This is a genomic window from Glutamicibacter sp. NPDC090743, assembly GCF_044769125.1.
Classification (GTDB): Bacteria; Actinomycetota; Actinomycetes; order Actinomycetales; family Micrococcaceae; genus Glutamicibacter.
Map to the genome: position 1 here is coordinate 1 of NZ_JBIVXE010000004.1, position 14,318 is coordinate 14,318.

General features: G+C 52.0%; 8 protein-coding genes and 2 pseudogenes. 7 read left to right on the forward strand and 3 right to left on the reverse strand.

The window, feature by feature from the left end; genetic code table 11:
* Window positions 1-327 precede the first annotated feature (327 nt).
* From ACIQTS_RS08775 to ACIQTS_RS08785, 3 genes and pseudogenes are all read left to right on the forward strand, one after another.
* Window positions 328-1,092 (forward strand): IS3 family transposase, encoded by a 765-nt coding sequence (locus tag ACIQTS_RS08775; protein ID WP_402473344.1) that lies wholly within the window; start codon window positions 328-330, stop codon window positions 1,090-1,092.
* Between the two features lie 454 nt (window positions 1,093-1,546).
* Window positions 1,547-2,614, forward strand: a pseudogene (locus tag ACIQTS_RS08780) (IS110 family transposase).
* Window positions 2,615-2,930: 316 nt separating this feature from the next.
* Entirely contained in the window at window positions 2,931-4,319 is a 1,389-nt protein-coding gene (locus tag ACIQTS_RS08785; protein WP_402472759.1) for a hypothetical protein, read from the forward strand.
* 64 nt (window positions 4,320-4,383) lie between these two features.
* Here the strand turns inward: ACIQTS_RS08785 and ACIQTS_RS08790 are convergent, their stop codons facing one another.
* From ACIQTS_RS08790 to ACIQTS_RS08800, 3 genes and pseudogenes are all read right to left on the reverse strand, one after another.
* Complete coding sequence (locus tag ACIQTS_RS08790; RefSeq protein ID WP_402472762.1) at window positions 4,384-5,277, reverse strand: hypothetical protein; 894 nt, start codon at window positions 5,275-5,277, stop codon at window positions 4,384-4,386.
* A 209-nt stretch (window positions 5,278-5,486) separates the two neighbouring features.
* Window positions 5,487-6,161, reverse strand: coding sequence for a hypothetical protein (locus ACIQTS_RS08795; protein ID WP_402472764.1), 675 nt, complete (start codon window positions 6,159-6,161; stop codon window positions 5,487-5,489).
* 480 nt (window positions 6,162-6,641) lie between these two features.
* Window positions 6,642-6,975, reverse strand: a pseudogene (locus ACIQTS_RS08800) (IS1380 family transposase); the annotation flags it as partial.
* Window positions 6,976-7,448: 473 nt separating this feature from the next.
* Between ACIQTS_RS08800 and ACIQTS_RS08805 the strand changes: the two are divergent.
* The 4 genes from ACIQTS_RS08805 to ACIQTS_RS08820 all read left to right on the forward strand — a co-directional run bounded on the left by ACIQTS_RS08805 (window position 7,449) and on the right by ACIQTS_RS08820 (window position 14,301).
* Window positions 7,449-8,450, forward strand: a complete 1,002-nt coding sequence (locus tag ACIQTS_RS08805; protein ID WP_402472765.1) for an NYN domain-containing protein — start codon at window positions 7,449-7,451, stop codon at window positions 8,448-8,450.
* A gap of 57 nt (window positions 8,451-8,507) precedes the next feature.
* Entirely contained in the window at window positions 8,508-10,058 is a 1,551-nt protein-coding gene (gene metG, locus ACIQTS_RS08810) for a methionine--tRNA ligase (RefSeq protein ID WP_402472767.1), read from the forward strand.
* 213 nt (window positions 10,059-10,271) lie between these two features.
* Window positions 10,272-11,528, forward strand: coding sequence for a nucleotide sugar dehydrogenase (locus ACIQTS_RS08815; RefSeq protein ID WP_402472769.1), 1,257 nt, complete (start codon window positions 10,272-10,274; stop codon window positions 11,526-11,528).
* Window positions 11,491-14,301, forward strand: coding sequence for a glycosyltransferase (locus ACIQTS_RS08820; RefSeq protein WP_402472771.1), 2,811 nt, complete (start codon window positions 11,491-11,493; stop codon window positions 14,299-14,301). The genes ACIQTS_RS08815 and ACIQTS_RS08820 overlap by 38 nt, the downstream gene beginning before the upstream one ends.
* Window positions 14,302-14,318: the final 17 nt, after the last annotated feature.

Consider the following 14,318-nt stretch of genomic DNA (forward strand, 5'->3'; position numbering starts at 1 on the left):
GAACTCGATGAGCTCAAGGCGTTGCGGGCGGAGAATCGGGATTTGAAGGAAGCCAACGAAATCTTGAAAGCTGCCTCAATTTTCTTCGCGAGGGACCTCGACCCTCGCCGCCGCTAATCTGCCGATTCGTTGATGAGCAGCGGGCCGAAGGTCATGCGGTCGAGTCGATCTGCGCCGTCCTGCGTGAGCAGGGCGTGCAGGTTGCCGCACGAACCTACCGGGCCTGGAAAACAAGGCCTCCGGCCCTGCGAGCAGTTGAAGATGCGAAGGTCATTGACACGTTACGCAGCCTCAAAGTGTTAGACGCTAAAGGAAGACCGAAGCCAGATCCTTTATGGCCGGCGAAAGATGACCGCTTGGCTGCGGCGCAACGGCTTCCCCGCGGTCTCCAAACACACCGTTGACCGGCTCATGCGTGACGAGGGCATGAACGGCATGATCCGGGGCCGCAAGACCCGCACCACGATCCCTGGCAAGGACGGACGCAGGGCCGGTGACCTGCTGAACCGAGACTTCACGGCAGAGGCACCAAACCGGATTTGGGTCACGGACTTCACCTACGTGCCGGTGTATTCCGGGTTCGTCTACGTGGCGTTGGTGATCGATCTGTATTCGCGGGCCATCGTCGGCTGGGAAACCTCTACTGTGAAAGACACCGCTTTCGTGGAGCAGTGCCTGAAAATGGCCCTGTGGCGCCGAAAATACAGCAATAGTCCGGTTGACAAGGGGCTTTTGCATCACTCGGACGCGGGAAGCCAATACACCTCGATCCGGTACACCGACACTTTGGAAATTGAGGGGCTGGTTCCGTCGATTGGCAGTGTCGGCGACGCTTACGATAATGCCGCAGCGGAGACGGTGATGGGCTTGTTCAAGAACGAGGCCGTGGCCAAGGGTTCACCGTTCCGTACTGGTGCGTTGAAGACCGAATCCGACGTCGTTGAGGTCGCCTTCGGCTGGGTCTTTTGGTACAACAATGATCGCTTGCATTCCTCGCTGGATCACCAAACTCCAGAGGAATTTGAGCGAGTCTACTATGATGAAATGACAGGCTCGTTACCCGACGCAGCCGCACATAAGACGGCGGCATGATTTCCGGGACGGTTCAGTTCCATTCTCCGGCATGTTCCCCGGGGTGGGGTGGATGGAATCGATGCTCATGATGGCGGTTGTACCTGTTCTCGCCCTGTCTGAGGGGAGGTTTACTTGCTATGAATCAGTGGTCTCACTCCAGCCTGACAGACTGTGAGTCTGGGAGTAGCTGGTCTGGGATCAGCTGGCAGAGTAGGAACCAGCCGCCTCCCCTTGTCTCGTGACTCTTGACAGACTTGGCCCCGCGGGGTGCCGTAGCCCTGACTTGTCCGAGCCTGGGGTGGTCGGCCGGCACCTGCCCGGCCCACCCCGGTAGCCTGATCAGAAGGCTGCCCGCCACCAGCTGGTGGCGTGGCTCATCACAGTAATGCTCCGACGGTGACCTCTACCCGGACCGGTACCGGCTGCACGCGGCCGATTGCCCTGTCGTCCATGAAGAGAAGAGCAAGCGACCATGTCTATCGTCTCGCAAACCCACCCATTTGTCGTCGGTGTCGACACACACGCGAAGAAGCACGTCTACGCCATCCTCACCGCTGCCGGTGAACTGATCGAGACCCGAGACTTCCCGACCTCAGACACGGGGATCAAACGAGCCCTGGCTTGGGTCGGACGGCGTACCGGCGGGGACGCGAGCACCCTGTGGGTGATCGAGGGCGCCGCGTCCTACGGCGCTATCCTCGCAGGCACCGTCGCCGATGCCGGGTACCCGGTCGCCGAGGCCGCCCGGATGGATGCCAAGGCCCGGCACGGGGTCGGCAAATCCGACCCGATGGACGCCTACCGGATCGCCTCCACCGTCCTGCCGACGGACACCAACAGGTTACGCCGCCCCCGGCTCAACGAGGGCGCCCGGGCCGCGCTACGGGTGCTGGTGACCGCACGGGACGCGATGACCACCGAGCGGACCCGGCACGTCAACGCGCTCACCGCCCTGCTCCGGGTGAACCCGCTGGGTATTGACGCCCGCAAACGGATGAGCGGCGCCCAGATCGGCGAGGTGTCGATGTGGCGGACCCGTGACGAGGCTCTGGAGTTGCAGGTCGCCCGGTCTGAAGCCGTCCGGCTCGCCGTGCGGGTGACCGAGCTGGATGATCACCTGAAGGCCAACGCCGAGAAGATCAACGAGCTGGTCAAGCTCAGCGAAGCTAAGGATCTGCTGGACGTGAAGGGCATTGGACCGGTGGTCGCGGCCGTGTGACTGACTGCATGGTCGCACCAGGGCCGGGTGCGATCAGAGGCCGCCTACGCGTCTCTGGCCGGGGTGAACCCGATTCCCGCGTCCTCAGGGAATACGGTCAGGCATCGGCTGAACCGTGGCGGGGACCGGAAGCTCAATAAGGCGCTACATACCGCAGCACTGGTCCGGATGGCCTATGACGAAGAAACCCGCGTTTACGTGGAGAAACGCACCCAGGAAGGCAAGAGCCTTCGGGAGATCCGCCGATGCATCAAACGCTACCTCGCGAGGAAGATCTACCGGATCCTCAATGCCGCTATTCCGGAGGTGTTACCGGCTTGACAAATATAGAAGGGTCAGGCCTCCGGCACCTTCATCACGTGGTTGGACTAGCTTAGTGATGTCTTTCGATAGCAGACTCATGACTGCGGCGGTTGCATCGGTGGTATCGGAATTTCTTCGGCCGGCGTGGCCTTTTGCCTGTACCGTCTATGGGCAGAACGAGATGGCCTTTGAGACTTGACCAGCTCAATCCGTGTTCGAACTATTAGCCGCATCGTCCGTGCACCTCTATCATTCCGGTAAGATGTCTAAGCAGATTGATTAGAGTATCAGTAACAAAGAAGTCATTTTTTTAGTACTTGGATAAGGAGCCTTCGTGAGTTTGTCACAATGCCAGGCGTGGGATGATTTGGGATCGAATTTCTTCTCGCTTTCGAATAGTTTATGGGCTTTGATCCCGCTGGAAGCATGGCGTCGAGGTCTTCGGGTGCAATTGCAACCGCATGCCCGGTATTCAATTTCTGATGGTCGAAAGACACTTCATTTTAGGCAGACACGACTTGCTGGTGCCGAGCAGGACGCAATCGCAAAAATCTGTGACGACAAGCAGGCCACGAAGGACTTACTTGTACAATCAAATGTACCGACTCCAAGGGGGCGTTATTTTTCGCCACCTTTTGACCGGAGAGTAATTCTGGAATACGCGGAAGAAATCGGCTTCCCAGTATGCCTCAAGCCTAACTCCTGGGCCAAAGCAAAGGGTGTTTTCCCGAAAGTATCCGATGCAACAACGTTCCAACGTCTCTTGGACCACCTCATTGATGAACTGGGATGTCCGGAGCTCCTCGTTGAGGAACATATACCGGGAAGCAACGTTAGAGTTTTTGTAGCTGGAGATCGAGTCATTGCAGCCAGCAGTATGTCGCCTGCAAACGTGTCAGGTGACGGAAAGAGTAATATCCAAGAACTCATCGACAACAAAAACGTCGCCCGTAAAGTCAACCCGCATTTGGGCGGATGCAAAATTGTGGTCGATGAAGAAGTGCATGAGACGTTAGCAACTCTCGGGCTTGATTTGAAGTCTGTTGTCCAAGCAGGGGAAACGGTCTTTTTGAGGAAATCCGCGAACATTTCCAAGGGGGGTGACAGTACGGATGTAACCGATGAACTTTCACCGACAATTGCTAAGATGGCTATAGACACAATTAGGGGAGTGCAGGGACTTCAACACGGTGGTGTAGATGTGTTGACTTTGAGCCCAACCGACAAATCAGCCGTGGCAATGGTGAACGAAATCAATCCTTCGGCGGGACTAGGACCTCACGTTTATCCTGGCAGTGGTAAAAGCATCAACGTCCCAGTAAGCATCGTGGATCACTATTTCCCTGACTCAATGCCGTTGGAAAATTCTTCGAATTGGTACTTTGCACTATCCCATTTATTGCGATTATTCACTTCAGAAACTGCGATTAACATTACTGTCGCTCCGATGCCAATTATCCAAAATATATCTTGGCGTACGGTTCGATTGATGGTTGGAGAAAAACAGCAAGCAGAGGCTCGTCGTTTACTAATCTCCCAGATACCAAAGCTTGGCGTACACGGGCATGTGACTCGGTATCAGAAGGACCATTTCGATGTTTGCCTGGCGGGAACAGGAAAGTCCGTTGAGGAAGCTCTGGAAATAGTGAATCGTCTCGGTCATCGCGTGAAGCCAGTTACGAAGAAGGCTTTTAGAGTTTCTCCTGGCTTCAGAGCACTGTAACCGAAAATCGTGTCGGTGGAAACTTAGGGGTGGAGAACTACAACTTCTTCGCCCCTAAGTTTGTTTATTTCCTGTTTTCACGCCAGAAATTCATTGCCTTTGCGTAGAAGCTATCGAATTCTGGCGGGGTAATATTGCCATGCCCGGGTACCTCGCCCTCATAGAGTATAAAATTCCTCGTACCCATGCGGCTCATTCCCTGATCTTCTTTAACTCCCGATACCAATTTAAACGGTGTGTAATGGGAATTAAAATGCATAGAATCTGAACGGCTTTGGGTATAGAAAACGAAGTTCTGTGGCCTGAGTTCTTGGTAATGGCTTACCATGTCGAAACGCTCGGGAAATGCCTCTGCAAGCAATTCCGGATTCCAGCCGGGCCAGACTGTTCTAAAGTATCGATTGACGACTTTGGGTAAGTAGCTATTTATAACTGTTTGAGGATCTTGGACGAAAGCTAACGAGCCTGGGACCATGGCTGAGAGTCTTAGTGCTGCGAAACCGCCACCTGATCCTCCAACGAAGGCTACATGCTTGGCCCCGACTTTGCGCTGGGCTTTTTCTACAACCTTAAGCATTGCGATGGCGGGGTCCCATCCAGGCCCACCCAGGAACCATGAGAGAAGCATATTTTTCTCAGGATCGGAATTAAGTGTCGGATCGGCAAAAGCCACTAAAGCTTTCGTCTTGGTACGAAGACTATTAACACGCTCAAACCTCGGATAAAAGTTTCGTTCTGCCATATTTGCACCATGTAGTGCGACGATAAGCTCATCATTACGACCCAGTAGAGAAATGAAGTCTAACGTGATACCGGAGCGTAGCGGGACGGTGTGCACAGCCTTTGGCTGACCGTCTAGACGCAGCGTTCCAACATTCCTTTGGTGGACCAAAGGTAATTTGTAGAATTCGTTAAAAGATTCTTTAAGACCCGTTTTTGGGTTAACGCTTACATTCATAAATTTTGAGTTTCTTGTCTATTCATTATCTTATATTTGATTTCGACCCCATCTGATGTCATATTAGTTGGATCTGAGGGGCTGAGTGAACGAAAATAATCATATTCGTTTAACTGAACTAATTAAAAATAATGGAAAATATATTGATCTAGCGATGTCGACCAAGGGCCATTGTTCTCCTGGGATCAACAAAATTGAAATGAACGGAGTTATCTTATACTTCTCCAAGTTTCGAAAGCTTTTGTGTAATACTTGTCGAACTCGGCACTGGTGATCTTTCCATGGCCTTCATATGTTCCGTCGTAAGATTCGAAATGATAGAGACCATTTCGAGAGGTGCCGTTGCCGTCGCTAACACCGAGAGATTTAGAGAACGGCATGAATTGGTCGTCGTAGTACTTTTCGTCCCTCGTGTTCTGTATGCAGTAGACGAGGTTCTTAGGCTGGACTAGTCGATAGTAGTCGGTAACTTCGAAATTCAGAGGGAACGCCTTTATAACACTCATCATGTCCCAGCCTGGCCACGCCACTTCGAAATACTTCGCTAGATGTCGATTAGATGGATCAAACGAAATTCGTGGGTCTTGGATGAATGCTAACGACCCTGGGAGGAGTGCCGCGGCCCTTAGAGCAGGAATGGCTCCGCCTGAACCGCCAATGAAAGCTACATGCTTCGAGCCGGTCTTTCCCTGAGCGCGACGGACCACCTGAAGAATGTCGGTGATCGGATCCCAACCTGGTGCGCCGAAATACCAGGACACAAGCATTTTTCTTTCCTGATCAAGTTGAAGGGTTGGATCAGCGAACGAAATCATAGCTTTGGTTTTTTCTGAAACCGAGCGAATTCGTGTAAACCAAGGGTATTCTTTTAGTGTTCGTGGCATGGCGCCATGGAATGTGACTACTAGTTCATCGCTAGCGCCTAAATTCGCGTAGAAATCTAGGGTCAATCCGTTCTTCAGCGGAACTGAATGCACAGCAGTCTTCTGCCCATTGAATCTCAGAGCATTAGTGCTGCGCTGATGTACTAGCGGTACTCTCAGACGTGGGTATATTCCTTCTCTTAATCCCGTTCGTTCATTGATCTTAAGTTCCAAGATGCCGACTACCTATTCTTCTACGAGGTGGCTTTTGTTCTCAGAGAAGTATATCTATTCTGCTAGCCCGCATTTTTCATCAACCATCTGTCGGCCATCGAAACCCTCTACCTGAGGGTTCTCGGAGTCCGTTATTAATCCGGTCCGCACCGACGAGCTCCTTGACGCAACGACGCTGAGTTCCAGGCTCCACCAAGCCCGAACGAACAATCCTTTCAAAGATCCTAAGAGCAGCAGAATAACCACAAGTTCAGGCAGCGAACTTTACGTGCTGCCACCGCTGGAATAACAATCCGATGTGTGCTTGCAGCGGCCCAGAAGCCGCTAACCGTGGCGTCCGACGCCACAGGGGCGAAGAGCTCCGGTGCAGCGCACAGCTGGTCGATTTCGCTGACTTGCTCACCGTCGGCGGCTGGGGACAGAGCAGGAGCACCGAGGATCCTTTCTGGCCGGTGGGTCGCGGTGGAGGGGCGCGTACTGGCTGAACCGGTCTTCGCAGAGCTGGTGGAAGTCCAGGTCGTTCAAGAAGCGGGTGAGCACTGACCGCTGGTGGGGGGACCAAGGCCTATACGGTGAGTTGGGCTGGTCTGTCCGGGAACACGCGGGTAGACTAGTCGGCAGAATGATGATCCTTTGCATGGCCATATTGGTATCTTCAACAACTCGTATTTTCCCGGTTCAGTTCAATTTTCTTCTCTACTGCCAGTTGATAATCACCACTTTCAGGAAATACCCGAGCTAGCTTGTGCGACTTCACTTACTCGCCATCCATGGAAGCTAATCGGCTGTCGGAGTAACCTATCAACTCCTGTAACAAGTCAAGGGGAAATTCGACAATTATGGGTTCTTCCATTCCACGGTCGCATACGTCCAAGCATCAGCTCCGCAGCTTCCTTAGACGGATCGAGTTCATTCCTGTGTAGCCAAAAACGGCCGAAGTTCAGATGGATGGCATGGTCAAATGCTCCAGCCGGCGGTGCTGTTTTTGAAGATCGTCGAAAGAAGAATTACAGGTATGGCTGTTTTGAAACCTTGACTGCATCTTTCTTGCAGGGAAATTAGTACGATCGAGACATGATGATTCAAACTGCAATATTTATCGACGCCGGTTTCCTGTTGTCGTTGGGAGGTCACCGTGTCGCTGGCACTACCTTGCGGTCAGCATTTATTACACATTATGAATCGCTGGTACGAGGTATCGTCCAAACGGTCAAGAGGAATACGGGCCTGAACAATCTGCGTGTGTATTGGTACGACGCGTCTAAAGACGGTCTATTTACTGAGCACCACAAGCGTATTGGCCTCGTACCAGGAGTGAAGGTTCGATTAGGACGGATCTCTTATAACGGTGAGCAAAAGGGGGTGGACTTGCGGCTTGCGTTAGACCTCGTTGGAGTTGCGCGTAACCGTTCAGCTTCTATTGCGTACTTAGTTTCAGGGGATGACGACCTAGCGGAAGCAGTGGAAGAAGCCCAAGATCTCGGTATGAAAGTCGTCTTACTTGGCGTCGCTAAACCGGATAGCCGTCTGGGCGTCGCTTCAGTTGCCGAGCACTTAGCTTTAACAGCTGATTACATTGAAACGATTCCAGATCAACTGCTAGACAGTGCCTTTACCCAAGTTCTTGAATGGGATAAAAACCATTCTGAGAAAACCACACTGATCGCTAAATCGCCGGCAGAGCCTATCTCTGAACCGGGTCTAAAACCAATTGTTCCAACCCCTTCCGTTATGGCGCACAGGTCTGCAGCCAAATCACTTACAGAAACAGAAACTGAAGTGGTGTACTCAAGCGGTCGTAACAATTCTGGATATCAAGGTGCAGCTGCATACGAGCAAAAGGAGCTCTCAGCAGCGGAAGAAATCGGCGCCAAAGTTGCCGAATCTTGGCTTGCCTCTACTACGCAGTCTGACGTGGTAGAACTCATCGCTGACAAACCGCAGCTGCCACCCGAAATTGACAGGACTTTGCTCAAGGATTGCGCTCAAGTGCTTGGGGAATGGAAAACTGACCAGCAGATCATCCGCCGCACACTTCGAGGCGCCTTCTGGGAGTATTTGGACAAAATCATGTGATGAGTCAGTACTATCTGGAAATCCGCTTTCTGGCGCTAGCTAAGGTAAATTTATATCGTGACTTCTCAGCAGAAACCTTTTTACATCACCACGGCTATTTCTTACCCGAATGGTACCCCGCACATTGGGCATGCCTACGAGGTAGTGGCTACCGACGTCATGGCTCGATTCAAGCGCCTAGATGGTTTTGACGTCTTCTTCCTGACCGGCACCGATGAACATGGCCAGAAGATGATGCAGACCGCAGAGAATCTTGGGGTCACGCCGGCTCAGCTGGCTCAGCGTAACTCGGATGCATTCCAGGCCATGAATGATGAGCTGGGTACAAGCTACGACCGCTTCATCCGTACCACTGATGCAGACCATCATGCGGCTGCGCAGGAACTCTGGCGCCGCATGGAAGCCAATGATGACATTTACTTGGATAAGTACGCAGGATGGTACTCGGTACGCGATGAGGCCTTCTACACCGAAGACCAGACGGAAGTGCGCGAGGACGGTATTCGTTATGCCGTTGAAACCGACACCGAAGTTACTTGGACTGAAGAAGAGTCCTACTTCTTCCGCTTATCCAAGTACCAGGACAAGTTGCTGGAGTACTACCAGAACAACCCTGAATTCGGCGCGCCACGTTCCCGCTTCAATGAAGTGGTACGGTTTGTCGAAGGCGGTCTGATGGACCTTTCGATCTCTCGAACAACTTTTGACTGGGGCATCCCGGTACCAGGCAACGAGAAGCATGTCATGTACGTGTGGGTAGACGCGCTGACCAATTACCTGACGGGCGTTGGATTCCCGGACGTTGAGTCTGCTTCTTTCCAGAAATACTGGCCGGCAGATGTCCACGTGATCGGCAAAGACATCTCGCGATTCCACGCGATCTACTGGCCAGCATTCTTGATGTCTGCAAAACTGCCATTGCCTAAGCGCGTCATGATCCATGGATTCCTGCACAATAACGGCGTGAAGATGTCCAAATCCCTGGGCAACACTGTTTCCCCAGATGATTTTGTGAACCGTTATGGCCTAGACCAGGTGCGCTACTTCTTCCTGCGGGAAGTTCCGTTCGGTGCCGATGGCAGCTACAACCACGAGACCATCGTTGCCCGTATTAACGGTGATCTGGCCAATAACTTCGGCAACCTTGCACAGCGTTCACTTTCGATGGTCGCAAAGAACTGTGGGGGAGCAGTCCCAACCCCGGGCGAATTGCTGGAAGCTGACCAGCAGATTCTGGAAGCAGCCGGCAAGCTGCTGGAGATCAACCGCGTTGCTTTCTCGCGTCAGGAATTCAGCAAGGCACTTGAATCCGTTTGGCACGTTCTGGGCGATACCAATGCCTACTTCGCTGAGCAGGAGCCATGGAAGCTGAAGAAGACCGATCCTGAGCGTATGGCTACTGTCTTGTACGTGACCATTGAGATTGTCCGCAAGGTGGCGTTGCTGCTTCAGCCAGTATTACCGCAGGCCATGACTTCTATGCTCAATGCGTTGGCAGTAGGCGAAGGTTCAGCGCGAACCTTCGAGTCCTTTGATAACGCATTGGTTCCAGGTACTGAGCTCCCGACGCCTTCTCCTGTGTTCCCACGCTACGAGGAACGGGAATAAGTAGTTTTCTGGGCCGTATTTTAAGGCAATCGATGTTTACTACGTAGTAGATGGCTCGCATAAAGCGAATAATTCCAAATACGTTAGAATGGTCGAGGCTTGTTTGACTCGACCGAGGACTTGTTGCGATTGCGGGTACAAATCCGGGTCAAGGATTTGAACTCACAATCAAGCAAAAAACCAAAAAATATTTGAGAGAGAGACATAGGAAATATGCAAAAACTTGTAGTCGTAGGCCAGGGATACGTTGGCCTTCCACTTTCCCAGGGTGCCACACACGCCGGACTTCAGGTCACCGGCCTCGAACTGAATAAGACTGTCGTTGAGAACCTCAATAATGGAATTTCACATGTTGACGATATCTCTAACGATGACCTTTCTGTTTTACTCGGCAAGGGCTACCGCGCAAGCAACGATCCATCTGTTATTGCAGATGCTGACGTCGTCGTCATCTGTGTGCCTACTCCGCTTGGTGAAGCAGGTAGCCCAGATTTAGGCGCAGTTATCGGAGCAACGAAAACCATCCGTGACAACCTTGCAGGCGAAACTCTGGTAGTTCTCGAATCCACAACTTACCCAGGCACAACCGAAGAAATTTGCCTGCCAATCTTAACCGAGAACGGTGCAGTGCTTGATCAGGATCTGTTCTTGGCATTCTCGCCTGAACGCATTGATCCTGGCAACCAAACCTACGGTTTGAAGAACACCCCCAAGGTAGTCGGGGGAATGACTGTCGATTCCGGTGACCGCGCGGTTGCATTCTATAGCCAGTTCATTGATTCTGTGGTCCGCGCCAAGGGTGCCAAGGAAGCTGAAACTGCAAAGCTTCTGGAAAACACTTATCGCCACATCAACATCGCCTTGGTTAACGAAATGTCCAAATTCTGCAACGAGATGGATATTGACCTCTGGGACGTCATCAATGCTGCTAAGACCAAGCCCTTCGGTTTCCAAGCCTTCTACCCAGGCCCAGGCGTCGGTGGACACTGCATCCCAATTGATCCGAATTACTTGAGCTACTCGGTTCGCAAGTCACTCGGGTACCCATTCCGTTTCGTTGAACTAGCTGAAGAAATCAACAACTCGATGCCACGCTACGTCGTTGATCGAGTGCAGAACGTTCTTAACGAGTCCGGTATGGCCTTGAAGAACGCGAAAGTTCTACTGTTAGGTGTCACTTACAAGCAAGATATTGCTGACCAGCGTCACTCGCCGGCACTTCCGGTGGCAGAAGTATTCCTGGAGCGTGGTGCGGATGTCTCCTTCCACGATCCAAAGATTGATGAATGGTTCGTTGGCGGACAGTCATTCACACGCGTTGAATCGCTCGAAGAAGCTGTTGGGAATGTTGACGTAGTTGTGCTCTTGCAGAACCACGCAAGCTACAACCCAGACGCACTGGCTACATCCAGCAAGGCATTTTTCGACACCCGTGGTGTTTCTGCAGGCGACGCTGCAGTGCGCCTGTAAGACGAGAGATTTACCGATGCTAAGAAAATTACACGGTTTTCAGCCCTGGCAGATTGCCGTACTCGCAGCGAGTACATTCGGTATCATTCTCGCCATAGTTGGTGCCTTGTTGAAGGAGAATGTACTTGTAGTTCTGGGTATCGGCGCTGCGGCACTCGGTACCTCTGTGCTGCTACTATTGTTCAGCCGTCAAACTTGGCGTCAGTTAAAGAAGCTCGACGCAAAAGTCGGCGAGCTGTCATATGGAGTTGCTTCCATTGATCTATCGCCGGTTTCGGTTTCTTCTGGTGGCTCTTCATTACCGCCGACTGCTGGCACATTGCCGGCAATTGGACTCGATAACGAATGGGCACGCAGAATGCCGCACATTCGATCAGATATGGAGACATTCGCGCTTCGTTCCAAAAGCATTCGTATCCGCGACTCGATAGCACTTGCCGCGACCAAAGGTACGTTGAAGTATAAGCCGCTCCGTGAGATGCTCACGGTTACAGACATGGGAATGATCGATCGCAATCGATTAGAAGTCGTCCGTTCTTGGGATAAGGACATGCTGCTGACCCTAGCCCGGTTGGCAGCGAACCAACGAGCGCTTGAAAGCGATATGAAGGATTCCGCGCGCCTGTTCAATTTGGTGGAACGTTACTTCGGCATCAAGGCTCTAGGACGTAACGACCGACTTATCTACGTTGAAGTGCTGACTGAGACTGGAGACCTCAAGAAGCAACGCGAAGCGATCAAACGCTTCGGCATTCGCAACAAGTTCCCGGTACAAGGTGAGCTTCTGCGGTTAAATTCAGTACACCATGTAGATAACGGCGTTACTGAACGATGGTTGGCTGAACTTAACGGGCTGTTTCGAAAGGAAGGTCTCGCAGAAGTTCACCTTGGGGGATCGGACTCAACCGCAGCGATCGACCGTTTACGAAGCAAAGCCAAAAAGATTGTCGACGGGCCGAAAGTGTCCGTACTTGTGCCGTCATTCCGTGGTGGAGAGCTCCTGAAGACTGCCTTGATCTCCTTGTTGGAACAGACTTGGGACAATCTCGAAATTATCGTCATTGATGACTGCTCGGGCGAAGAATACGAAGAGTACCTTGTCGAAGCAGAAACAATGAGCACCAAAATTACGGTCCTGCGTCAGTCAGAGAACCTTGGTGCCTATTGCGCGAGAAACGCAGGACTAGCAATTGCACAGGGTGACTTCATCACTGTTCATGACGATGACGACTGGTCTCACCCTGACAAGATAGCTCTTCAGGTGAGGAATTTGATTGAGAATCCTGACCTACCGGGTAACATGTCGTTACATGCTCGTTCCACAGATGATCTGAAGTTCCTGCGTATTAATAACAATCCGCAGTTCGCTCAGCCAAACTTCTCTTCATTGATGGTTCGTCGATCTTTGTTCGACGAGATTGGTCCTTGGGATACGGTCAACCGCGGTGCGGATGCTGAATTCCGAGATCGTCTCGTGCGGCGATTTGGAACACCTATTCAGTCAGTAGGGCAGATGGCGCTTTCCTTCACCCGCACGCGTGAAGGTTCACTTACAGCAGGCGAAATGAGCCGAGGATTCGTTGACCCATCGCGTCTTCTTTACCTCGCAAGCTACACAAAGTGGCATGGCCAGTTCGCAGAGAGTCCTGAGAGTATCCATCGAGGGCAGAATCGTGAATATATGATTCCCTCCACGATGGAAGCCGGCAAGCGCGGTGTTGATCTCGGTAAATTCGATGTTGTTTATGTGACAGATTTCCGGTTCCCAGGTGGGACAACGACCTTGACCCTTGCGGAAATGAATGCAGTTGCACAAAGCGGTAAACGCGTCGGATTTATTCATTTGGAGTCTCCGCTAAATAAAGCATCAACCCCGATTAATGATGGACTCTTCACGCAGCAGAGAAGTGGCAAAGTTGAGCAGCTCAGCTTGGGCGACATTGCTCATGTCCATGTTTTGATTGTGCGCCATCCATCCGTTGTGACTTTCTTGGAGCGTGCCGATTCCAAAATTAACGTCGACCATGCTCTTCTAATTGTGAATAACCCGCCGGTCAATAAGGGTGGCAGTGGCATGGTCTTCGATTTGGAAGTTTGCGTTGATAACATGGATCGCCTTTTTGGCACTGAAACCTACGTTATTGGTGAGTCCGATCTGACTCGCAAGCTCTCAGTTCCATTGGCTCCAGCGTCTAGACTGTTGGAGAGCACCTGGCCAGGCGTGATCGCAAGCGGAAGCGTTCCGTCACCTGACTTTGAGAAGAAGCCTGTTCTCGGACGCCACTCAAGGGACCATGCTTTGAAATGGCCTTCGACCCTAGAGAAGTTCCGTTCAGCATACGTATCGGATAGCTATGAGACAGAAATTCTCGGCGGCGCAACCGAACTTCGTAAGAAGTTGGGTGAGGGAGCAACTGAAGGTATTACCGTTCATGAGTTCGGTTCCTTGGAAGTTGATGACTTCCTAAGCAAAGTCGATTTCTGGGCGTACTTCCACGACGACAAGCTAACTGAGTCCTTCGGCATGTCGACTGCGGAAGCGATGGCGGCGGGGAAAGTGGTCATTCTTCCAAAGTACATGGAAACCACCTTCGGTGATGGCGCTGTATACGCTGACTCCCATGAGGTTCATAGCGTTATTATGCGATATTGGTCCGATCGTGCTCTATATCTTGAGCAGTCGGAAAGGGCTAGGAAATACATCGCTGATCGCTACGGCATCGATGCGTTAATGAATCGTCTCCAGTCATTTGATGATCAGGAAGTCGCTTAAGTAGTCCTGAGACCAAT